Source organism: Micromonospora sp. HNM0581, assembly GCF_012726175.1.
Classification (GTDB): Bacteria; Actinomycetota; Actinomycetes; order Mycobacteriales; family Micromonosporaceae; genus Micromonospora.
The window spans coordinates 40,081-61,971 of sequence record NZ_JAASAD010000020.1 but is presented as its reverse complement, the minus strand read 5'-3'; the positions used below and the strand labels follow the sequence as shown (position 1 = coordinate 61,971).

Annotated in this window: 17 protein-coding genes; 6 read left to right on the top strand and 11 right to left on the bottom strand. The window is 68.4% G+C overall.

Translation table 11 applies throughout. The features are described from left to right. Position 1 precedes the first annotated feature (1 nt). The 6 genes from HCA58_RS20285 (at position 2) to HCA58_RS20260 (ending at position 6,132) form a co-directional block, all read left to right on the top strand. Entirely contained in the window at positions 2-367 is a 366-nt protein-coding gene (locus HCA58_RS20285) for a cupin domain-containing protein (protein ID WP_169599422.1), read from the top strand. After that, positions 364-1,968 carry a class I tRNA ligase family protein gene (locus HCA58_RS20280; protein ID WP_169599421.1) on the top strand — a complete coding sequence of 535 codons (1,605 nt, stop codon included), beginning with the start codon at positions 364-366 and terminating at the stop codon, positions 1,966-1,968. The genes HCA58_RS20285 and HCA58_RS20280 overlap by 4 nt, the downstream gene beginning before the upstream one ends. Then, positions 1,965-3,209 carry an ATP-grasp domain-containing protein gene (locus HCA58_RS20275; protein ID WP_169599420.1) on the top strand — a complete coding sequence of 415 codons (1,245 nt, stop codon included), beginning with the start codon at positions 1,965-1,967 and terminating at the stop codon, positions 3,207-3,209. The genes HCA58_RS20280 and HCA58_RS20275 overlap by 4 nt, the downstream gene beginning before the upstream one ends. Before the next feature lie 62 nt (positions 3,210-3,271). Further along, a complete protein-coding gene (locus HCA58_RS20270) occupies positions 3,272-4,363 on the top strand; it encodes an S-(hydroxymethyl)mycothiol dehydrogenase (protein ID WP_169599419.1) in 1,092 nt (363 codons plus the stop codon). A gap of 51 nt (positions 4,364-4,414) precedes the next feature. Continuing rightward, positions 4,415-4,798 carry a hypothetical protein gene (locus tag HCA58_RS20265; protein WP_240956517.1) on the top strand — a complete coding sequence of 128 codons (384 nt, stop codon included), beginning with the start codon at positions 4,415-4,417 and terminating at the stop codon, positions 4,796-4,798. 80 nt (positions 4,799-4,878) lie between these two features. Further along, positions 4,879-6,132, top strand: coding sequence for an ATP-grasp domain-containing protein (locus HCA58_RS20260; RefSeq protein ID WP_169599418.1), 1,254 nt, complete (start codon positions 4,879-4,881; stop codon positions 6,130-6,132). A 109-nt stretch (positions 6,133-6,241) separates the two neighbouring features. Here HCA58_RS20260 and HCA58_RS20255 read toward each other — a convergent pair whose 3' ends face one another. The 11 genes from HCA58_RS20255 to HCA58_RS20205 form a co-directional block, all read right to left on the bottom strand. Beyond that, positions 6,242-10,315, bottom strand: a complete 4,074-nt coding sequence (locus HCA58_RS20255; RefSeq protein ID WP_169599417.1) for a non-ribosomal peptide synthetase — start codon at positions 10,313-10,315, stop codon at positions 6,242-6,244. An 8-nt stretch (positions 10,316-10,323) separates the two neighbouring features. Then, positions 10,324-11,688 carry an MFS transporter gene (locus HCA58_RS20250; RefSeq protein WP_169599416.1) on the bottom strand — a complete coding sequence of 455 codons (1,365 nt, stop codon included), beginning with the start codon at positions 11,686-11,688 and terminating at the stop codon, positions 10,324-10,326. Further along, on the bottom strand, positions 11,685-12,863 hold the full coding sequence (locus HCA58_RS20245; RefSeq protein ID WP_169599415.1) for a saccharopine dehydrogenase family protein: 1,179 nt from the start codon (positions 12,861-12,863) through the stop codon (positions 11,685-11,687). Before HCA58_RS20245 ends, HCA58_RS20250 begins: the two co-directional genes overlap by 4 nt. Beyond that, positions 12,856-13,926: a saccharopine dehydrogenase gene (locus HCA58_RS20240; RefSeq protein WP_169599414.1), complete on the bottom strand. Its 1,071-nt coding sequence runs from the start codon at positions 13,924-13,926 to the stop codon at positions 12,856-12,858. The genes HCA58_RS20245 and HCA58_RS20240 overlap by 8 nt, the downstream gene beginning before the upstream one ends. After that, a complete protein-coding gene (locus HCA58_RS20235) occupies positions 13,923-15,164 on the bottom strand; it encodes an acyl-CoA dehydrogenase family protein (protein WP_169599413.1) in 1,242 nt (413 codons plus the stop codon). Before HCA58_RS20235 ends, HCA58_RS20240 begins: the two co-directional genes overlap by 4 nt. A 32-nt stretch (positions 15,165-15,196) precedes the next feature. Further along, on the bottom strand, positions 15,197-17,407 hold the full coding sequence (locus HCA58_RS20230; RefSeq protein ID WP_169599412.1) for an iron-containing redox enzyme family protein: 2,211 nt from the start codon (positions 17,405-17,407) through the stop codon (positions 15,197-15,199). A gap of 26 nt (positions 17,408-17,433) precedes the next feature. After that, entirely contained in the window at positions 17,434-18,441 is a 1,008-nt protein-coding gene (locus HCA58_RS20225; RefSeq protein WP_169599411.1) for a 3-oxoacyl-ACP synthase, read from the bottom strand. Continuing rightward, positions 18,438-19,316, bottom strand: coding sequence for an isocitrate lyase/phosphoenolpyruvate mutase family protein (locus HCA58_RS20220; protein ID WP_169599410.1), 879 nt, complete (start codon positions 19,314-19,316; stop codon positions 18,438-18,440). The genes HCA58_RS20225 and HCA58_RS20220 overlap by 4 nt, the downstream gene beginning before the upstream one ends. 73 nt (positions 19,317-19,389) lie before the next feature. After that, entirely contained in the window at positions 19,390-20,181 is a 792-nt protein-coding gene (locus HCA58_RS20215) for an alpha/beta fold hydrolase (protein ID WP_169599409.1), read from the bottom strand. A gap of 46 nt (positions 20,182-20,227) precedes the next feature. Then, positions 20,228-21,280, bottom strand: coding sequence for a C45 family peptidase (locus HCA58_RS20210; protein ID WP_346776057.1), 1,053 nt, complete (start codon positions 21,278-21,280; stop codon positions 20,228-20,230). Continuing rightward, positions 21,277-21,891, bottom strand: coding sequence for a GNAT family N-acetyltransferase (locus HCA58_RS20205; protein ID WP_169599408.1), 615 nt, complete (start codon positions 21,889-21,891; stop codon positions 21,277-21,279). Before HCA58_RS20205 ends, HCA58_RS20210 begins: the two co-directional genes overlap by 4 nt.

Here is a 21,891-nt window from a genome sequence, read left to right as displayed (position 1 = left end):
CATGGAGATCCGCAAGCTCAACCACCACGGTCTCAAGCTCGACAACGGGCTGCAGGCACAGCGGTTGATGCCCTGGGAGGCGTTGAATGCCCCATTCGAGGGCTCCTGGTGCATTGTGCCGCCCGGTGCCGAGTCCGGGGCGCACGGCCACCACGAGTACGAGATCTGGATCGCGATGACGGGCGAGGCGGAGCTCATCACCGACGCCGGCGTGACGTCGTTCGTCGCGGGAGACATCGTGCACTTCCCGCCGCAGGAGCGGCACCAGGTGGTCAACCGCGGTGACCAACCGTTCCAGATGTACGCCATCTGGTGGGACGGTGAGATGGCGGACCGTTTCGTCGAGCGCAACCAGGCTGCGTCGTGAGCCTGGACGAACCTCCGGTAATCGTAGTTCCGGCCACACCCACGTCCAACGGGGGCCTGCACGTCGGTCACCTGGCAGGGCCGTACCTCGCCGCCGACGTCTACGCCCGGTACCAGCGTGCCCTGGGCCGGTTCGTCGTTCACACGACCTGCACCGACGACAGCCAATCGTTCGTGGCGACGCGGGCCGCGAGCCTGGGCATGGCCCCGGCGGACCTGGTTCGTGATGCCACTGCTCGGATCGGGCAGGCGTTCACCGCGCTGGGTGCCACCCTGGTCGGGCTGCCGCCGATCGACGAAACCTACCGACGCACCGTGCTCGACTTCGTCACCGCGCAGCACCAGGCGGGCGCTTTCGAGCTGCGTACCGTCCGCTTCCCGTTCTCCCGGCGGGCCGGAGTCTGCCTGTACGACGCGCTCGTCTCCGGTACCTGCCCGACCTGCCTGGCGCAGAGTTCGGGCGGCGCGTGTGAGGCATGTGGGCACCCGAACAACTTCGACGAACTGCTCGACCCGTCCTACACCCTCGACCCGACGGACGACGTCGAGTTCCGTGAGGTGGAGATCCTCGTGCTGCCGTTGGAGCGGCTGCGCGACGAACTGACCGACTACTACGCCCGGCACACGCCGCAGTGGCGGCCGAACGCCCGCGACCTCGTCATGGAACTACTGGCCAATCCACTACCGGACGTGCCGGTCACCGTGCCCGGCCGATGGGGGCTGCCGGCGCCGTTCGCCGAGACTCCCGGGCAGCGGTTGTACCCGTGGATCGAGGCGATGCCGGCGGTCATTTACAGCACGTGGTGGTCGGCAGGCAAACTCGGTCGGCCGGCCGAGCGTACCGACCAGTTGTGGTTGGCCGACACCCGGCCGACGATCGTCTACTTCCACGGCTACGACAACGTCTTCCACTGGGGGATGCTCGACCTCGCCATGCTGCTGTCGCATCCGCAGCGGTACGCCATCCCGACAGTGACCGTGACCAACGAGTTCTACGAACTGGACCGGTCGAAGTTCTCCACCAGCCGTAACCACCTGGTCTCTGCCATCGAACTGCTCGAACGCGTGCCCCGCGATTTGGCGCGGTTCTATCTGGCTCTCACCGCCCCGGAGTTCCAACGCACCAACTTCACCGAGACCGACCTGCGGTACACGGTCACCACCCGGCTGGTGGAGCCCTGGAACCGGCTGGCCACCGCGCTGGACGAGTTGACCATTCCGGACGGCACGGTTCTGCCGGTGAGTCCAGCCGGGCTCGCCCGGGCCCGAACGGTCGCCGACCGGCTGGGCCGGCCCTACCAAGATGACCGGTTCAGTCCGAGCCGGGTCGCCGACACGATCGCCACCCAGCTGGACCGACTGGCGCGTCACCGGATCGACTCGGACAACGCGGCCGAAGTGTTGTCCCAGGTGCAGACCCTGCTCGCGTACGCCGCTCCCCTTCTGATCGACGTCACCGACTCGCTGGCCGTTTCCGGCGTGCCACTCCGCATCGCAGAGAGGGCCGTGGACAAGGTCACGATGTTCCGGTTGCCGATGCTGTCGGCAACGTTCGACCAGCCGTCCCCGGCACCGCACGAGCATCGTAGGAGGACCAGATGAAGCTACTCGCCATCGAGGCTCGCCAGTATCTGGAGTACTACCTGTCGCGTTATGCTCAGGTAGAAGCCTTAGGCGCAACCCTGTACGTGCTCAACGGTGAGGGCGAGCCGGAATTCTGGCCCGCCGAGCGGTACCGGGTGGTCGGCTCCCGCCACATCGACGACATCATCGCCGTCAGCAAACAGTGGCACCAAGCCGAGGGTTTCGACGGAGTGTTGACCTTCTCCGAGTCGTCGGTGATCACCGTGGCGGCGGTGGCCGAGGCCCTCGGTCTACCCGGTATCGGGGTCGAGACCGCGGTCAGGTGCCGCAACAAGTACTTGATGCGGCAGGCGTACGAGCGGGTCGGTGCGCCCTCCCCGCGCTTCCGGTTGACCAATACGGTGGCCGCCGCACACGCTGCGGCGGAAGAAATCGGATATCCGGTCGTCATCAAGCCCACGCACGGCGCCGCGAGCAACTTCGTGTTCAAGGCAGGCTCCCCGGCCGAGTTGGCCGAGCGGTACGAACAGGCGCAGGAGGGCAGCCGGGACATGGTCTGGGCGCGGTCCGAGCCGGACGGGTTGAACCTCGGACCAAGCGGCCTACTGGTGGAGTCGTTCCTGGACGGTACCGAGCACCTGATGGAGGTGGTCGTCTGGGACGACGAGGTGTACCTCGGCTCGGTCGTCGATCGGATCACCATGGAGGGGCAAACCTTCGACGACGATGTCCACCACGCCCCGACGTCGATGAGCCCGCAAGACCTGGCAGCGGTGCACGAGGCGGTCACCGCCGGGATCCGGGCGCAGGGGCTGCGGCGCAGCGTGGCGCACGCGGAGGTACGGTTCCACGACGGAAGGCCGTACCTTCTGGAGATCGCCGCACGGGCCGGCGGCGGCGGGCTCGACAAGATCGCCAAGTTGACCGCCGACCACGACCCGATCGCGGCCGCCATCGACGTCGCGCGTGGCGTGCGGCCCCGGGTGCGGCACTTCCAGCCCACCGGTACGCACACCGCTTCGATGTGTCTGATCTGTGCCGCCGGAACCATCGGCACGGTGCACGTGCCCGCCGAGGTCAGCGAGTCGGACCGGACGTTCGACCTCAAGATCACTGCCCGGCCGGGTGACGTGATCAAGCGTCCGCCGCACGGCAACACGATCCTCGGGTTCCTCGGCACCACGGGGACCTCACAGCAGGACGCCTGCGCCACGATGATCCGGTTCGCGGACCTGATCGAGGTGGAATTCGCCGACTGATCCTGACCGTGCCGCCAGCCCGCCCCCGTAGCAGCAGGACAGACAGACAAGGACGACCGTTCATGGCGCAGACAGTCGAGGCCGTGGTGTCGCTCGGTCCGGGCCGACCGGTGCAGATTCGCGACGTCGTGGTCCCGGATCCAGGACCGGACGAGGCGACGGTGCGGGTGCTGGCCTGCGGGGTCTGCCACACCGATCTGCACTATCGCGACGGCGTCATCGGCTCCGGCTTTCCGTACCTGCTGGGGCATGAGGCCGCCGGGACCGTCGAGCAGGTGGGCGACAACGTGAGGCACGTCGCTCCGGGTGACTTCGTCATTCTCAACTGGCGAGCAGTCTGCGGGCGCTGTCGCCCCTGCCGACGCGGCGTACCCGAGGCGTGTCTGGACGACTTCACCGCCAGTCGAACGATGACGTTGACCAGCGGGGAACCGCTCGGGCCGGCGCTGGGTATCGGCGCCTTCGCACGGCTCACCTTGGTCCACGCGGGCCAATGCACCCTGGTCGACAAGGCGGTGGACCCGGCCACCGCCTGCCTCCTCGGCTGCGGTGTGATGTCCGGACTCGGTGCGGCGATGCACACCGGAGGCGTCGGACCCGGAGACACCGTCGCAGTGATCGGCTGTGGGGGGGTGGGATGCGCGGCCGTGGCCGGGGCGCGACTGGCCGGAGCGACGACCATCGTCGCTGTCGACATCGACCCACGAAAGCTGCCGGTGGCCACGCGCTTGGGCGCCACCCATGTCGTCGACGCCAGCCGGGAACCGAACGTGGTCGCCCGGATCCGGCAGATCACAGGGGGGCTCGGCGCCGACGTGACCATCGACGCGGCCGGGTTTCCGGAGACCTGGCGCCAGGCCTTCTACGCGCGCTCCATCGGCGGCACCTTCGTTCTGGTGGCTAGGCCAAGCTCGTCGATGCAACTGGATATGCCGCTGCTGGACCTGTTCCTGCGGGGCGGCAGCTACAAGACCTCCTGGTACGGCGACTGCCTTCCCGCCAGGGACATGCCGATGCTGGTCGATCTGCACCTGCAGGGCCGGCTGCCGCTCGATGTGTTCGTCACCGAGCGGATCGGGTTGGGCGACGTCGAGGTCGCGTTCGAGCGCATGCGCCGTGGCGATGTGCTGCGCAGCGTCATCGTTTTCGACTGACCACCTTCCACCTTCGCCGGGCCTGGCCTGTCTCACGTTCAAGGAGTATCCGTGTCCTCACCGCATCCCGAAACTGTCTCGATCAACTATCACGGGCGCCAGTTCCGGCCGATCGCGGACGGCAGCGGGGAGCACAGCCGCGTCGCGACCTACTACCAGGATGGCGACCTGCTCTGGGGCGAGTTCACCGGAGGCCACGCTCGTCGGGGCACCCTCACCGGGCGGTGCCAGCCGGACGGATCGATCGACTTCGCGTACTGCATGGTGCTGGACGACGGACGGATCGTCGTCGGCGAGTGTCACAGCACCCCCGAGATCCTGCCCGACGGGCGCATCGTGTTACACGAGACGTGGCGGCGTCATGGGGTCCACGCCGCCAGCGGCGTGTCTCAGATCGAGGAGATTGCAGGGTCCCCGCCGAACGCACACACCTGACCCACCCGGTTCCGGCCTGCTCGGCACCAACAGGGACCCGGACCGCGATTTCCCACCCCATCACACGTCAGGAGTTCCAGATGACCTCCGTCACCGAGGCCGCCAACCGACCCAGGCTGTTGCTCGTGGCCAGCGGCATGCGGGCGTACCGGGAGTACCTGCTCGCCTCGATCGGCTCTAGTTACCAGGTGCACCTGTTCCACACGGTGGAGCCGACCTGGGAACGTCCCTACCTTGATGGCTGGACCGTACTGGACAGCACCGTCGATGGCCCGGCGATGGCGGCGACAGCACGCGGGCTGCATGACGCCGCACCGTTCGATGGGGTGCTCTGCTGGGACGAGGGACGGATCCACGCGACCGCCCACATTGCACAGGAGTTGAAATGCCGCAACGGTGACCCGATGGTGATCTGGCGGTTACGGGACAAGGCCCAGACCCGGCAGGCGCTTCGCCATGCCGGCGTTCCGCAGCCCGCTTCGGTCGAGGTGAGCACCGTGCAGCAGGCATGCGCGGCGGCTGACTCGATCGGATACCCCATCATCCTCAAGCCCCGTGGGCTGGGTGCCAGCCTCGGAGTCGTAAGGGTGGACGACGCTGAGGCACTGCATCGGTTCTTTCCGTTCACACGGAACACCCGCCCGCCCGACCCGGTCTACTACAGCACCGACGGGCCGGTCCTGGTCGAGGAGTGTCTGATCGGCGACGAGATCAGTGTGGACGCCGTGGTGACCGATGGCCGGGTCGTCCCGATGTTCATCGGCCGCAAGTCCGTAGGCTTTCCGCCGTACGCCGAGGAGATCGGACACCTGGTGGACGCGACAGATCCGCTGCTTGACGACGACGAGTTCCGCGTGCTGCTCCAGCACACGCACGACACGCTGGGCTTCCGCGACGGCTGGACGCACACCGAGTTCATGCTCACTGCCCAGGGGCCTCACCTGATCGAGGTCAACGGCCGGCTCGGCGGCGACCTGATCCCGTACCTTGGAATGCTGGCCACCGGACTCGATCCGGCCCAGATCGCAGCGGCGGCCGCCTGTGGCCGGTCTTCGGCGAGCGTCCCGACCCGGCGACAGGTCGCCGGGGTGCGCTTCTTCTACGTAGACGCCGACGACACGACCATCGGTACGGTGACGATCGACCGCGCGCTGCTACCCGCCGCCGTCGACCGGGCGGTGGTGCTGGCTGAACCGGGCCTTACCGTGTCGCCGCCGCCCAAGGGCACGCTCTGGGGACGGATCGCGTACGTGACGGCGGTGGCCGACACCGCGCAGGAGTGTCGGTCCGCACTCCTGAAAGCGGCGGGGGCCGTACGCTATACCGAAGTCTGAGCTGTGCGCTTCGGATTCCGTCCGACCTGCGCCAACGAAGGACCGAGACTGACAGGGGCGGCTGTGGCCGGTGGCGAGACCTCGTGTCGTCTCGCCACCGGCGTAAAGGTCAGGTCTCGACCGACATGCGGATGGCAGCCGCGATCTTGCGACTGCTCACCGTCTGCAGCATCGTGTAATGGTCGCCGGTGACCCGCATGGTCTGCACGTCGCCGGTCAGCACCCCCTGCCACAGCGCTCGGGTGTCCGGCGACTCCCTGGCGCAGACCACCAAAGCGTTGGCCTCCACCTCTGCCCTCGGTTGGTAGGCGGAGAGCAGATGCATGTGCGCCCGGAACAGCTCGTGCCGGCGGGTGATCTCCTCGCGGACACTCCCAACGGCGGGGAGGGTGCCCTCCAGTTGCGCCACCAACCAGTCGATCTGCCGCTGGGCCGGCAGGTCCCGATCCGGGACCGCGGCCGGGTCGACACCGAGTTGATCGATCGCGTCGGAGACGAAGCGGGCCGCCTTCACCTCCTCGGAGGTGGCCAGCCAGTCCGGCAGTTGGAAGGGCGCGTCCAGCACCGCCAGGAAGGCCACCTGCTCACCGGCGGCCTCCAGCTGGTGTGCCATTTCGAAAGCGACGATGCCCCCCATCGACCAGCCACCGAGGTAGTACGGGCCGGTCGACTGTACTTCGCGGACGATGTTGAGGTAGTCGGCCACCACTTCGGCCAGCGAGTCGGCCGAACTCCCGCGCAGGCCCGGCGCCTCGATGCCATAGACGGTGAACACGTCCGCGAGTTCACCGGCCAGCTGCGCGAGGTTGTAGACCGTCCCGCCGGCCCCGTGCACCAGGAACAGCACCGGCCCACCACCATCGCCAGCGAGCCGGACCAACTGCTTCGGATCGTCGGCGCTCCCAGTCGATCCGCCACTGGACGTGGCGGGGAGCAACTCCGTCTCGTCCAGTGGGGAGTCGGTCAGACCGTGCCGTTCCCGCAGCACGGTGGCGAGCTGGGCAGGGGTGGGGGCGAGGAAGATCGCGGTGACGTCAACGTCCACCGCCAGCTCGTCCCGCAGCCGGGTGACCAGCTGCATGGCCTGCAAGGAGTTGCCGCTGAGGTCGAAGAAGCTGTCCTCCACCCCGACATCGCCTGCCTTGAGTAGGTCGGCGTAGAGGCTGGTCAGCACCGCCTCGATGACGGTACGGGGCGGAGTGTGCTCGCGCTCCTCGTCGTTCTCGTCGGGTGACGGCAGAGCCGCCCGGTCAATTTTCCCGTTGAGGGTGAGCGGGAACCCCGCGAGCACCAGGATATGTGGCGGCACCATGTACCCGGGCACCCGCTGCGAGAGGTGGGCTCGCAGCTCCGCAGGGGTGACCTTTCGGGCGTCGCCGCGTACGTAACCGATCAGCTGTTTCTCACCGGCGCGGTCGGTGTCGACCACCACGAGGGCCTGCGCCACGCCCGGGTGGGACTCGAGTAGCGCCTCGATCTCACCCAGCTCGATCCGCAGTCCTCGGATCTTGACCTGGTCGTCGATCCGGCCGATGAACTGGACACTACCGTCGGCCAGCCGCCGGACGAGGTCGCCAGTCTTGTAGATCCGGTCGTCGGGGTCGTCGCCGAACGGGTTGCGGAGGAACCGCTGCGCGGTGAGCTCCGGCTGGTTGAGGTAGCCGCGGGCCACACCGGGGCCGCCGAGGTGTAGTTCGCCCACCACCCCGACCGGTACCGGGTTGAGCGCCGGGTCCAGGACGTACGCGCGGTAGTTGGGCAGTGGGTGCCCGATGGGCGGCGGGTCGGCGCTGTCCAGGTCGAGGTCCATCATCATCGCACCGACCGAGACCTCGGTCGGGCCGTAGCCGTTGAGGAACCGCAGACCCGGTCGGATCCACTGCTTGACCTGGGCCGTCGACAGCGCCTCTCCCGCGGAGACCAGAACCCGGAGGTCGGGGAATTCCTCGGTGGTCAGGAGGTTGAGTACCGCAGGCGGCATGCAAGTGAAAGTCACCCGCTCCTTACGCATGAGGTCGGCGAGTCGAGGCGGTGACAGCAGTGTCTCCCGCGAGCCGAAGACCGCCGCCGCGCCCGACAGGAGCGCCAGGAACATGTCCATGACTGACACGTCGAAGTTCAGCGAGGCGAACTGCAGGATCCGGTCGTCGGTGCCGAGCGGCCACTTCTCGACCTGACCGATGACGAAGTTGATCACCTGTCGGTGTTCCAGCACGACGCCCTTCGGCCGTCCCGTCGACCCTGAGGTGTAGATGACGTAGACGGCGTTCGAGGGCTCGACTGGGTAGTCTGGGTTGTCCGTGGGAAGAGCGGCCAGGGCTGCCGCCTCCGCGGCCATCGAGAGGACCACCGCTCCGGTCGCCGGAACCACGTCGATGCTGGCGTCGTCGGTGAGTACGACAGGAATCGCGGCGTCGTTCATCATGTACGACAGCCGCTCGGTCGGGTACTCGGGATCCAGCGGCACGTAGCCGCCGCCCGCTTTGAGCACTCCGAGCAGCGCTACGAGCCGGTGCAGGGAACGGTCCATGCAGATTCCGACCAGCACCTCCGGGCCGACCCCGAGCTGGTGCAGCCGTCGGGCCACCTGGTTGGCCCGCTCGTTCAATTCGGTGTAGGTGAGTCGTTCGTCGTCGAGGACCGCTGCGGTCGCGTCCGGATTCCGCTTGACCTGCCACTCGAACCGCTGGTGTAGGCACATCGTGGGGAGGTCGACCCGCGTCCGGTTCCACTCGACGACTTCGCGGTGGTACTCCTGCGGGGTGAGCAGCGGCAGGGCCGACAGGCGCCTGTCGGGGTTCGTCACGACACCGCCCAGCAGCATCCGCAGATGCCCCAGCATCCGCTCGATCGTCTCGGCGTCGAACAGTGCCGTGGCGAAGGAAGCCTCGATCGTCAGTTCGCCCTCTCGCTCGTCGGCTGCGACGTTGAGGTCGAACTTCGCGGCGGCCAGCTCCACCGGGTCGTTCGTCATCTCCAGGCCTGCGACGGACCTTGCCTCGCCCGAATCGGCGTACGTGAATCCGATCTGAAAGATCGGCGAGCGGCTCGGGTCCCGGTCGACGCGCAGTGCCTCCACCATCTTCGCGAAGGGAAGGTCCTGGTGGGCGTACGCCTGCAGGGTGCCCGCCTTGACCCGGGCGAGCAACTCGACGAAGGTGGGGTCACCGGAGAGGTCGGTGCGGATCGGCAGGGTGTTGACCAGGTAGCCGATCATCGGCGCCAGCTCGGTGCGGCTGCGGTTGGCGCTGGCCGTGCCGACCACGATGTCGTCTTGACCGCTGAGCCGGTACAGCAGGGTCTGGAAGGCGGCTACCAGGGTCACGAACAGGGTGGTCTCCTCCTTCCTGCTGAGGCTGCGCAGACCGTCGAGGGTGTCGGCGTCGACCACGACCACCCGCGCGTCACCTTCGAAGCTCTGCACCTTGGGGCGGGGCCGGTCGGTTGGCAGAGGCACCGCCGGCACCCCACGTAGCGTCTCCCGCCAGTACTCGACGAGGCGGTCGAGGGCCGCGCCGCGAAGCCGATCCCGCTCCCAGTACGCGTAGTCGGCGAACTGCACGGGCAACTCAGGTAGCCCGGAAGGCCGCCCCGCCACCTCTGCCTCGTACAGTGCGGCGAGTTCGGACTGGAACACCCCGTACGACCAGCCGTCGAACACGGTATGGTGGGCCACCAGGACCAGCACGTGCAGGTCGGTGTCGAGCCGGGCCAGCCGCAGCCGCAGCAAGGGCCCGGTAGCCAGGTCGAACGGTCGTGCCGCCTCGTCGGCGGTGAAGCGTCGCAGCGCGTCCTCGGCCGTGGCGTCGCCGCTGCTGAGGTCCGTGACCGGCAGCTCGACCGCAACGGGATCGTCGATCTGCTGGACCGGTAGGCCGTCAACCACGATCAGTCGGGTACGCAGCGACTCGTGCCGGGCCACGATGGTGGAGAGGGCCCGCCGCAGAGTGGCAACGTCCAACGCACCGCGCATCCGGAGCGCCCCGGCGACAGTGTAGATGGGTGCTTCTGAGGCGAGTTGCTGGACGAACCACAGCTGTTCCTGCCCCAGCGACAGCGGGGCGTGTACGCCGACTGGCCGTCGCGGGATTGCCGTGGATTGCGCCGGTGCCGTACGGCCCTGCCGCAGTCGCGCGGTGAGCGCCGCGCGGTCGGTCTCCGGCGACTTGCTCTGGCTTGCCATGCTGATGGCTACTCCTGTCTGTCTGACGGGTCGCCGCTCGTGGCGGCGGGTGAGGGCGTGGAGGATCCGGGGGCGGCAGGCTCCTCGGGAGCCGTGGGGATCTCGGTGAGCCGGTAGACCGGTGAGAAGAAGGTCCACAGCAACGGGGTGGTAACACCGACGACGGCGACGACGAGGGCCGAACGGAGACCGACCACGCCGGCCAGGGTCCCGCCGAGCAGTGCCCCGACCGGGGCGGATCCGAACAGGATCATGCGGTAGCTGGCATTCATCCGGGCCAGCAGCCGATTGGGGGTCACTGCCTGACGTAGGGTCAGGGTGCTGACGTTGTAGATCGTCAGACTGGCACCGAAGATCGCCAGCACGGCGGCGAGCAGCATCATGGACGGCACGCTCCCGCTCCTGGGGACCAACAGCGGTAGTTGCGCCAGGCAGGCCGTCACAGTCACCACCAGCAGCGCCCGGCCGAAGCCGAGCGCCTCCCGGATCCGATTACTCAGCAGCGCGCCGACGAGCGCTCCGACCGACCCTGCGCCGACCACGATGCCCAGCTGCGCGGGGCTCAGGCCGAGCTCCCGGACGGCGTAGACGACGAACACGGTGAGCACAGCGTTCTGGAACAGGTTGAAGGTGGCGGACTGGGCGAGCAGCTGCCGCAGCATCGGGCTGCCGAAGACCGTCCGGAGACCCTCTCCGATGGAGGCAGTCACCGAAGGGCGGTCCGCGGGCTGCGCGGGTAGCGGCTCAGGGCGCCGGATCGCCAGGAGCAGCACGGCCGAGGCGAGATAGGTGGCGGTGTCGAAGGCCAGCACGATGGGCGGTTCGAGCAGGCCGACAAGTAGGCCGGCGAGACCGGGGCCGGCGATCCCGGCCAGCGCGAAGCTGGTCTGGATCTTGCCGTTGGCGTCGCCCAGGTGCCGTCGCTCGACCAGCCCCGGCAGGTAGGAGAGAACGCCGACATCGAAGATCACGGTCAGCGCCCCTACCGTGATCGCCACCAGGTAGAGCAGTTCCATGGAGAGCACGCCGGTGAGTGCTGCCAGCGGAACGAGGGCGATCAACGCTGCCCGTCCGAAGTTGCTGTTGATCAGCACTGGACGGCGCCGTACTCGATCGAGCCAGACCCCGGCGAACAGTGAGACCATCACCACCGGCACGTAGCGGGCAGCGTTGAGCAGACCGACTTCGAACGCCGTCGCGCCCAACGTGATGATGGCGACCAGGGGCAGCGTGAACTCGGTGATCTGCGAGCCGAGCAGGGAAACTGTCTCGCCGCTCCACAGCTTGGCGAAGTCCCGGTTACCCAGCACCCCCTTCCGGACGGTGCCGGCGCGCTTCGTGCCTTCGGACCCCTGGTCGGTGGTGGACGTCATCGCCCGGTCCCTTCCCGCTCAGCGGCCGGCTGGAGCGCGCGGAACTGGCAGTCGATGCCGAGATCGCGTAGTCGGCCAAGCCACCTGTCGACCGCATCGTCGGTCGCCGCCTGGTGCAACCCGGGCCGGGCCCGCCCGTCCAGGACCTCCCCCACCCCGATCGCCAGCGGCACCGACACCGTCCGCGCCATCGCACTCTCGACGTCGTTCCCAACCAGGTCCAGCACGTACTCGCCACCCCAGTCCACGCCGTCGTCGCCGGTCAGCCGCAACCCGACGACCAGGACCACCCGATCGCGGTCCTCAGGTGTCGTCGGGTACCGCGTGGCCAGGTCGGCGGCGAGAGCCGATATCTGTGCCTCGTCGCCTGTGGTCAACTGTTCGAAGACCGCAGACCAGGCCGCACGCCAGCCAGCTAGGCGCAGGGTGCCCCGGACGAACCGTTCGACCGTCCAGGCAGCGGGGAACGCGTACTTCGCGACGTAGGGCATGCTGTCCCTGTTGGGATAGACCTCGAACGTCTCGTCGTCCAGGACGAACTCCCGGGTCGCCTCCCACGGACGCTCTGCCGTCTGCTCGATGCCCTCGGCGACGTAACGGGCCGGGGAACGTAGCGCGTTGAGCACTCCGCGCGGGGCCCAGCTGAACCGGTACCTGAACTCGTTGGGCACGGCGGGCAGACCGCCGCAGTACGAGACGAACGCCGCCGACCCCGGGGCAGGACCCGTCGCGGCGATGGCCTGCTGGACGAGGCTGTGCGCCATCAGGTGGTCGATGCCCGGATCCAGGCCCACCTCGGTTAGCACCACGAGGTCGGCCGCCCCCGCTGCGGTTGCGGCCTGTGCGATCTCCGGCGTCAGGTAACTGGAACAGGCGAAGTGGGCCCCGGAGTCAATGGCGGAGCGCAGTAGGGCGAGGTGCTCAGTGGCGGGCAGCATGGAGACCAGGACGTCCCCCGGGCGCATCGCATCGGCCAGGGCGTCGTCGGTCAGCGCGCGGGCCTCCGCACGGCCCGTGAGGCCGAGCCGGTCCAACGTCCCGGCGGCCTGCTCGTCGGTACGCCCCCAGAGCACGAGCCGCTCGGCCTGCTCGCAGAGCAGAGCCAACCCGCTGCCAGTGGACAACCCGGTGCCCACCCAGTGGACGGTGCCGCTGGCCGCTGTCGATTCACCCAACTGTCGACTCCTTCATCTTGCGCGTACGCGTGACCTGCCGGTCGAACGTCTCCTGGCAGCGCCGCCAGACCTCACCGGACGGGTCCTCAAGCGTGGTCAGCAGCGGCGTGAGCTCGGCGGAGAAAGACTCGCTAGCCTCCAGCGGCAGCAGGGATGGCAGGTTGTCGATGGCGATCAGGTCCACTGGCACCTGCCCGGAGCGCAACCGAGCCACAGGCGTGCCCCAGGTGGTGGGACGGTCGTAGATCGGCAGGACGTTGCAGGGGGAACCGACGTCGCAGGAGACGTCGACAATCGTCCGTAGCCGCCGCGGCTGTGCCAGGTCCTCCGGCGTGACGAACGGCGGCACGGGGCGGATCGCCAGGACAGCGTTGACGAGCAGGTCGTGCGAGAGCAGCGCCGCGAGGTCCAGGTCCCGGGTCTCGGCGAGATCCCAGCAGGTCGGAGCGATGCCCGCCACCTCTAGCGCGTCTCGGGCGCCTCTGCCACACCGGCCCAGCGCGCCGACCACCAGCGCACGCGTCCCCGTCGCGGACCTGGCACCGGCGCGTAGCTCGGCGTCGAGAGCCGAACGCGTGATGGGTACCAACGGACTGTGTAGTGTTCCCCGCAGGTGCAGCACTGCGACCGCAGCGCCGACGTAGCCGGCCCAATAACCGAAGGCCGCCAGTCGTCGTCCTGCCCCGTCCACCAGGTATTCGAGGTCGAGTAGTCGGCCACCGCCGACGGTGAAGCGGCTGAGCAGGCGCGCTGCGCCGCGCTGCTCCTTGTAGGCATGTCCGAAGTAGATGTGCCGGTGCCGCAACGCTTCCGGTTGATCCGATAGCTCCTTGAGTCCGACGACGAACTGGTCGGTGTCGGCGTCCACCCAGGTCCCTGCTGGCGCGGTCCGACAGCCCACGGCGGCGTACGCTGCCAGCGGGAAGACACGCTGGGGCGACTCTTCCACGGTCACGGTGAAGCCGGCTCGGACGAGCCGCCCGGCGTCGGCCGGCACGATCGGTACCCGCTGTTCGGTAGACCGCGTCTCGGCGCGGATCCACAGCCTTGGTCGGTGCATCATGCTCGCTGGTCCTTCCGTCGGCTCTCCCCGGATGCCGGGGTGGCACGGTCGAGGTTGAGGCTTTCGGCGATGGTGGCGCGCTGCACCTCGGAGGTGCCCTCGTAGACACGCAGCGAACGGATCTGGCGGTAGAGCCGTTCCGGCACCGAACCCTGTACCAGGCCGGCGGCACCGAAGATCTGGACGCAGGCATCGACGACTCGCTGAGCAGTCTCGGTGGCGTGGAGTTTGGCGATGCTGGAGTGCCGGGCGAAGCGGCGGTTGCCTCTGTCGATCTCCCACGCGGCCCGGGTGACCAGCAGCGCGGCGGCGTTGAGCTGCACCTCCATGTCGGCGAAGGAGGCCTTGACAGTGGCCAGGTCGAGCAACCGACTGCCATAGATCGCACGGTCCCTGGCCCGGCCGAGGGCGGCGTCGACGGCCCGCCGGGCGAAACCGAGCGCGGCGGCGCCGACAGTGAGGCGGAACCGGTCGAGGACCTCCATCGCGATGACGAAACCGGCTCCCTGTCGCCCGAGCAGGGCGTCAGCTGGAAGGTGGCAGTCCTCGAAGTGCAGGTGCGCCATGGCCCGGGGAGCTATGGGCCGTATCCGCTCTCCGACCCTTATGCCGGGAGCCGTGGCGGGGACCAGGAAGGCAGACAACCCGAGCGCACCGGGGCCCGGACCGGTACGGGCGATGACGCAGTGCAGGTCGGCGATGGTGCCGTGGGCGATCCAGGCCTTGTGCCCGTTGAGTAGCCACCCCGTCGCCGTCTGGTCGGCCCGCAGGGCCACCGCCGCTACATCGGAACCGGCATGCTCCTCGGATACCGCGAAGGAGCCGACGACGGTGCCGTCGGCAAACGCCGGCAGGTGTCGTCGGCGCTGCTCGTCGGTGCCGTGCCGCAGGATCGGCGTCGCGGCCAGGGCCTGGATCGAGTACGCCAGGTCGGCCAGGTCGTCGGCGTAGGCAAGCGCCTCTCGGATCAGGCAGATCGTGCGGTAGTCGCCAGGCTCCCGGTGCCCGGCGGGCGGGTTGAGGGGCGCGAACCAACCGTCGGCGGCGAGGGAACGCAGGATCCTGCGCCCCTCGCTGTCGACGTCGTCCGGGCCGGGTTCCCCGTCGAAGGGCTGATGCCGGGAACACCAGCCTTCGATCGAATCAGCGACGGTGCGGTGCGCCGGCTCGTAGAACGGCAGGTTGAGCAGGGCCCGGTCGAGGCTGCCGCGTAAGCGAGTTGGGATGGTGGCGGTCATTGGTCGGCTCCCGGGCGGTGATGGCGCACTTGTCAGATCAGTAGATCGGCGTCGGATCCGGTGGTGATGTGGTTACGGTTCAGGTCGTTGAGGAGGGCAGACTCGACGAAGTAGGCGAAGGACGCGTAGCCCCGCCAGATCCGCCGCCACTCCCGCGGCACCGCGTCGGCTCCGACCTCACGACGGACCCCGTCGAGATAGGCGATGATGATCTCGGCTGCCTGCCGGGCATGGCCGGTGGAGAAGTTGTCAATGGACAGGTGCGCCGCCTCGTAGGTGGTGTCGAAGCCGTACCGCCGGAGTTTCTGGATCTCCTGGAGCCGGACCCGGCCGAGGCCGAACATCTCCACGCAAAGGTTGTAGCCGAGGATCTCGTTGTAGAACGTGTCCGGGAACAGCGACATGCAGAGCTGATGCAGCCCGAAACCGTACGTCTCGGGAAGTTCGTCCTGGTCGATGAAGTCGGCGTCACGCAGGTGCGGCAGGTGGATCTCCATGCTGCCCAGCACCTGGTGGATCATCGTGATGTGGTTCTTGCGGAGGTCGCCACGGCCCATCTCGTCGGCGTAGATGGCGAACAGCATCCCGTCACTCGGCCGTGCGTAGCGGCCCACGTTGCCCGTGCGGCAGGACCAGGTGCCGTCGAGCAGGCTGGCCAGGGCAACCAGTTTCTGCCCGAAAACCACCTCGTCACGGTCCGGGATCTGCGTCAACGGCTGGTACGGGTCGACCAGCTTCTCCCAGTAGATCGCGTCGACCCGGGCGAGTAGCGCCTCCGGCGAGTAGTCGAACCAGCTGGCGTCGGTGTGCATGCCTTGGGCGCCGTGGGTGAAGAGCACCTCCGCGTCGGTGAACACCTGCTCGGCGTGGGCCTGGGCCAGCGGCAACAGGTGCGCGAAGTTCTCGATGTTGACGAGTCGGTGCAGGAACCTACGGTCGTCCAGAGACTCCGGTTCGCGGATCACGATGTCGGACGGCCGGTGCCCGGTGACGAGCAGTCGCCACCGCTCGGCGTGCTCGTCACCGATCCGATTGACCGGAATGGTGATCTCTGATCGCACGCCCTCCCGCGCGGCGGTCACCCATTCGCGCAGGACCGCGCCCTCCCGTTCGTCGAAGATGCCGAACATAGGGCCACCGAGCTTGAGGGCCCGCAGGAACCGGGCCTCGCCAGGAGAGTTCACGTAGTGTGAGTCGCGCAGGTCAGTCAGAAAGCGGGCGATGTCGAGGTTCTCGTCGCCGAGGGTAGTGGCGAGCAACTGACCGGCGATCTTGACGCCTCGGTGCTGTCGCCCGGCGAACGGGGCGTGCCGCTGAATGATCTCGGCCACCTTGGCGTCCAGCGAGAGACCGGCGTGCCAGCTGGCGAGTTCGCTTAGCAGGGCGGCATGTTCCCGCTCAAGTGCGCTGGCCAGACGCACCGCCGACAGCAGTCGCCGTCGATCCGTCACACCGGTGGGGGACTGCCCGGTCAACCCCAGGTACTCGGCCAGCGCGGCGCGCAGCTTCGGCTCGGTGAGTACCGGTACCGAGCCGAAGACCAGGTCGTCCACACCCAGGGCGTTGACGACATAGTGCACGCCGACGATCTCAGGCAGAAGATTCGCCGGCAGCCGGGACAGTGACAGGTAGAAGACGGCGTGCCAGGCGGTCAGGGGGCGCGCCTCCACCCGGCTGAGGAAGTTCACCGCGTCGAGGGGCGGCAGGTGTGTTCCACCGGCCTCCAGACTGCGGCGGCGCAGATGGTGCAGGGACCGCTGCGGTTCTCCCTCGCCCTTGAGGACGAAGTGGTGTCGGAACAGGTGGTTCACGATGATCGACGGCTGGGTGGCCGGGTTGGACACGGTGTCCAGCCAGCAGCCGGCCAGCAGCGCCAGCGGGGCCCGCTGGCGGCGGACCGCCTCGAGTACCGCAGGGTCCGCCGTGGCCAGCGGCGCGAGCAGGGTCGAGATTCGCTCGCGCTCGGCGTGGACCTGCTCGGCGACCACGTCGGCTTCGGCCGCGATGTCGCACGGATCTTCTGCCGCGCGCAGGAAGGCGTCGACCACCGTACGCGCGACGAGCAGCATGACCTCGGACTCCTGGTCGGTGAGGAGTCGGTGATGCAGCGCCTCGACAGGACCTTCGAGCAGCTCCGCGGCCTCGGCCTGTGCGGCCGGGCTGAAGGTGAAGGTCGTCGTCGGGAGGGATGTGATGCGGTCAGGCAACGAGAACGGACGGGGGACGGCGGATACGGCGGGCATGGTCGGAGTCCTCTTCTCCCTGGGCCTCAGCCGGTGTGGAAGGCGTACTGGACGGGGGGTGCAGCCGATGGCTGTGGTGACGGTGCACCGGTTTCTTCGTCGCCGGGTGCAGGCGCGGCGCAGCGGCGTAGCAGCACGGCGAACCGGGAGCCGGGCACGCTGGCGGCGAGCAGGTGCAGTGAACCGACGTCTATCCCGGCCTCCTGCCGGTCCACCAGATTGATCAACGGGTCGGCGGCGAAGCAGTGCCCGAACCGGGCAATGTTGGTGGTGTAGATCTGCTCCTTCGCGAAGCCCGCCTGCAGCTCCTTCATGATCACTAACGGCAGGAAGATGTTCGCCTGCGACAGACCGGCCAGGTCCCGGGTGGTCAGGCCCCGGGAGGACAGCAGTTCCTCGTTGACCTGCCGGGACAGGTCCGAGCTGATCTCGTTGGACCATTCCAGAGCGCCGGCTTCGGTGGCGGAGGCCGAGCCCACCAGCTCGTACCGGTCGGAGCCGAGTGGCTCGCGGTCGACCAGGCAGCTCGCGGCACCGTCGGAGAAGAGCGCGAAGCTTTCCATCCGGGTCGACTCGTCGGCGACCCGATCGGTGGTGATCACCAGGGTGCGTCGGGCCAGCCCCGCAGACACGTGTGCCTGAGCCACCCGCACCGCCGAGAGCAGGTTGGTGCACCGGTTGAGGGTGACCCCGACGAAGTCGGCCCGGGTCAGGCCGATGCCCGTCATGATGGTCTCCACGAACCCACCGTGGGTTTCCGCGCCGCCGGGGAACCGGGTCGAACAGAGCACCAGCAGATCGACCGTGTCGGGATCGACCACGGCGGCAGCAATCGTCGCCCGACCGGTCTCGACGGCCAGTTCCTCCAGACTGCGGTCGGTCCGTCGTACGCTGCCCCAACCCCATAGTCCGGGCTGCGGCGCGAGCTTCAACTTCATGGCCCGCTCGGACAGGCCGTCGATCTCGTCGTGGCTGACCTCGATTTCACCGAGCACATAGCCCGGTGCGCTGAGGAAGACGTGCGATCGGCTCACCGGGAACCGCCAACGGTCGGATCAGCCGAGTCGTCGGAGCGGCCGAAGCGGGCATTGACGTCCGCGTACGGCAACGCCGCCCGGGCGAAGTCGAAGACCCCCTTGGACAGGATCTCCTCCGCGGCGCCCACCAGCCCGGCGAGCGCCAACCGGGGCAGCACCGAGCCGAGACTGATCCGGCGGACCCCGGCTTCGGTCAACTGCGCCACCGACAGCATCGGCCCACTGCCGCCGGCCAGAACGTTCACCGGCTGACCGACCGCGCCGCAGACGCTCCGGACCGCTTCCAGGTCAGGCAGGCCAGGGGCGTACAGCACGTCCGCGCCGGCCTCCTGGTACGCCTGAAGGCGGCGGACGGTGTCCGCCAGATCCCGCCGGCCGTAGAGGAAGTTCTCCGCGCGGGCGGTCAGGGTGAATGGGAACGGCAACTTCCGAGCGGCGGTCACGGCGGCGGTGACCCGCTCGACAGCCGCTTCCAGCGGGAAGATCGGGTCGTCGGGCGATCCAGTGGCATCCTCGATGGACCCACCGACCAGGCCGGCCTCGGCTGCCAGCCGAATGGTGTCCGCCACCTCGGCCGGCGTGGCCCCGAACCCGCTTTCCAGGTCCGCCGAAACGGGCAGGTGGGTGGCGGCCACGATCGTGCGGACGTTGGCCAGCGTCTCGTCCCGGTCGACGCGGTTGGCGCCGTCCGGGCGGCCGAGCGCGAAGGCCAACCCGGCGCTGGTGGTGGCGAGCGCCGAGAAGCCGGCCTGGGTGAGTAACCGGGCGGTGCCGGCGTCCCACGGGTTCGCGACGACGAAGGCTCCCGGACCCTGGTGCAGCCTCCGGAAGGCGACGGCGCGACGGTGCTGGTCAGCGGCGGCCAGATGCACTTTCGGTCTCCTCTTGTGGTGTCACCACGCGGTGGCGTTCTGCGTTCGTGGATAGGCCGATCAATGATCCGGGTCAGATGAGCTCCACGTGGTCCTCCACGCCGGAAGGCCGGCCCGGTTCGGTACGCAGCCGTTGGAACACCTCGACCAAGGCGGCCGGCCGGTCGGTGAAGTAGAAGTGGCCGCCCGGGCTCCAGCGCACCTCGGGAGTGGTGACGAATTCGTCTGCCCACGGAGCGAGGCTCTCGACGTTCACGTGCGGGTCGTCGTGGCCGTTCACCAGCACCAGGTCGACGGTGAGGGGCGGAGCCGAGCGATACTGGTAGCGGGATATCAACCGGACGTCGGTCTTGAGGGTGGGGAAGAGCAGACGATGCAGTTCCTCGTCGGCGAGGATCTCCGGCGGTAGCCCGCCGTAGGAGCCGACGATCGTTGCGAACTCCTGTCCGTTGACCTGCGCAGCCCGGACGACCTGGTCGGAAGGCTGACGGGAGGGCGCCGAGCAGCCGGAGGCCACAAGCGTCCGAAGGGTGGGTACGTGCCGCAGCCGTCGGGCCACCTCGAAGGCGAGCAGCGCGCCGAAGCTGTGCCCGAAGAGCTGGAACGGCAGGTCGGCCCGTCCGGAGATCGCCTCCGCGACGGCGTCGGCGAGCGCGGTGAGACTTGCCGGTTCGGGATCGTCCACGCGGTGCGCGCGGCCGGGAAGGTATACCGGGATGATGCGTACCGACGGGTCCACGAGCCGTTGCCAGGCCAGCAACGACCGAGGGTTACCGCCGGCGTGGGCGAGGCAGAAGACCCTCGACCCAGTCTCCGGGTAGTCCGCTTCGAGCCCGAACCAACTGACGGTTGACGGTGCAGACATCGACCTTTCCTCACCTCGAACATCGTGGCCGTGATTCCGGTGGACGTCAGTCCACCGTGAACACCCTGGTTCCGCCACGGGACGGGTCTCCTCTGCGTAGGTGTAGTTCACCCCGGTCGGGAAACATGACAACTGCTGCCACCGTTCGTTCGCGCCGGATGTCGCCGTCGTCCGGTACGCAGATCGGTGGACTCGACAGCAGGGCGAAGTGCTCCTCTGCCGACGCGCCGGGAGCGAGCGTGTCGAGCCCTGCCGTCGCGGTCCGCAGGCGCAGCAGCGACGAGTTGCGGGCGAACACGTTGATCTCGTCTCGGGGCACGAAGTCGGGGTGCAGGAAGTGGTTGGTGTGCACGCTGCGCTCGTCCCCGCCCTCGACCACCCGCAGCTGCGACTCGACGATCTCCACGCAGGCGACTTGTTCGGCGTCGCAGAGCGTCATCGACCGTGAGCTGGCGAGGTCGAGTCCGGCCAGCACATCCAGCGCCTCGCCGACGGTGTCGCAGCTGTCGAGCAGATGCCGGATGGCGAGGTACGGGGGCAGCCCCGGCCCCCACCGGCCGGCGAGCACCAGGTTGAGACCGATTGCCAGTCCGGAGCTGTTCAGGCCGAGGTAGCCCAGCAGGCCGCCGAAGCTGAGCACGAGGACCCGCCGCCGGCCGTGCCCGGGACCGACGGCGAGCACGGCCAGGTGGTCGTCGAGGTCACCGTTGAGATCCACGGTCTGGGCCAGAACGGGACCTCCGGTGCCTCGACGGGCCCACGTGGTGCAGTCACCACCGGTGGGGATGCGCCGATAGCCGAGAATCTCCCGGCGCAGTTGCAGCAGGACGGCCTGTTGGTAGCTGATTGCGGCGCCCTCGGCCAGACCTCGCAGTTCCTGGGCCAGCGCCGGTGTGGTGGCCTCGATCCGTTCGGTGTGGGCGGCGATGGTGGGTGCCAAACCGTCCAGGGTTACCGGTTCGGGCAGCAACCGGTTGAGACGGCAGAGGTGGTCACCGAGGAACGTTCGAAGTGAAACACCGAGGGCGGCACCGACCTGACGGCCGATGCCGACGGGAGTGCCCGTGGCGACGATGGCATCGGCCATCACCTCGGTCACGATGGCGTGCCCCGTGCCAGGACCTTGGGACTGCGGGCCAGTTGGTCCTTCACCTGGGGCCACTCCGCGCGCAGGATGCTGTAGTAGATGGCGTCGCGGCGCCGTCCCCCCGGCATCGGGTTGAAGCTGCGCAGCACGCCCTCCTCCACGGCGCCGATATTGCGTAGACCCCGCCGTGCCTGCTCGTTGAGCTGGTCGGTCTTGAACTCGACCCGCTGCGCTGACATCCGTTCGAAGGCGTGCTCCAGCATGAGGTACTTCGCCCAACGGTTGACGCCCCGGCCGCGGAAGTCCCGGCCGAGCCACGACCAGCCGATCTCCAACCGGCCGTCGGATTCGGCGAGGTTTCCGAAGCTCATACTGCCGGCGACCCGGCCGCTGGACTTGTCGGTTATGACGTAGACGACCCGCCGCCCGGCGGTCTGGTCGGCCAGGTTGGCCCCGAAGAAGCGGTCGAAGTCCTCGTCGGAGCTCACCATCGACACGAAGTAGCGCCAGATTGCTGGCTCCATCGCCACGGAGTGAAGTGCGTCGTAGTCGTCCCGCCGTAGTGGATGCAGCTTGACGTGCTCGTTTTCCAGTACGGTGTTCGCGGTCGTCACCCAGCTCAT

What these genes read in the sequence shown, in the direction of transcription:
- HCA58_RS20230 (WP_169599412.1), bottom strand. Translation starts at nt 17,407, where the DNA reads ATGCCCGCCGTATCCGCCGTCCCCCGTCCGTTCTCGTTGCCTGACCGC.
- HCA58_RS20270 (WP_169599419.1), top strand. Translation starts at nt 3,272, where the DNA reads ATGGCGCAGACAGTCGAGGCCGTGGTGTCGCTCGGTCCGGGCCGACCG.
- HCA58_RS20240 (WP_169599414.1), bottom strand. Translation starts at nt 13,926, where the DNA reads ATGATGCACCGACCAAGGCTGTGGATCCGCGCCGAGACGCGGTCTACC.
- HCA58_RS20275 (WP_169599420.1), top strand. Translation starts at nt 1,965, where the DNA reads ATGAAGCTACTCGCCATCGAGGCTCGCCAGTATCTGGAGTACTACCTG.
- HCA58_RS20205 (WP_169599408.1), bottom strand. Translation starts at nt 21,891, where the DNA reads ATGAGCTGGGTGACGACCGCGAACACCGTACTGGAAAACGAGCACGTC.
- HCA58_RS20260 (WP_169599418.1), top strand. Translation starts at nt 4,879, where the DNA reads ATGACCTCCGTCACCGAGGCCGCCAACCGACCCAGGCTGTTGCTCGTG.
- HCA58_RS20215 (WP_169599409.1), bottom strand. Translation starts at nt 20,181, where the DNA reads ATGTCTGCACCGTCAACCGTCAGTTGGTTCGGGCTCGAAGCGGACTAC.
- HCA58_RS20255 (WP_169599417.1), bottom strand. Translation starts at nt 10,315, where the DNA reads ATGGCAAGCCAGAGCAAGTCGCCGGAGACCGACCGCGCGGCGCTCACC.
- HCA58_RS20235 (WP_169599413.1), bottom strand. Translation starts at nt 15,164, where the DNA reads ATGACCGCCACCATCCCAACTCGCTTACGCGGCAGCCTCGACCGGGCC.
- HCA58_RS20250 (WP_169599416.1), bottom strand. Translation starts at nt 11,688, where the DNA reads ATGACGTCCACCACCGACCAGGGGTCCGAAGGCACGAAGCGCGCCGGC.
- HCA58_RS20285 (WP_169599422.1), top strand. Translation starts at nt 2, where the DNA reads ATGGAGATCCGCAAGCTCAACCACCACGGTCTCAAGCTCGACAACGGG.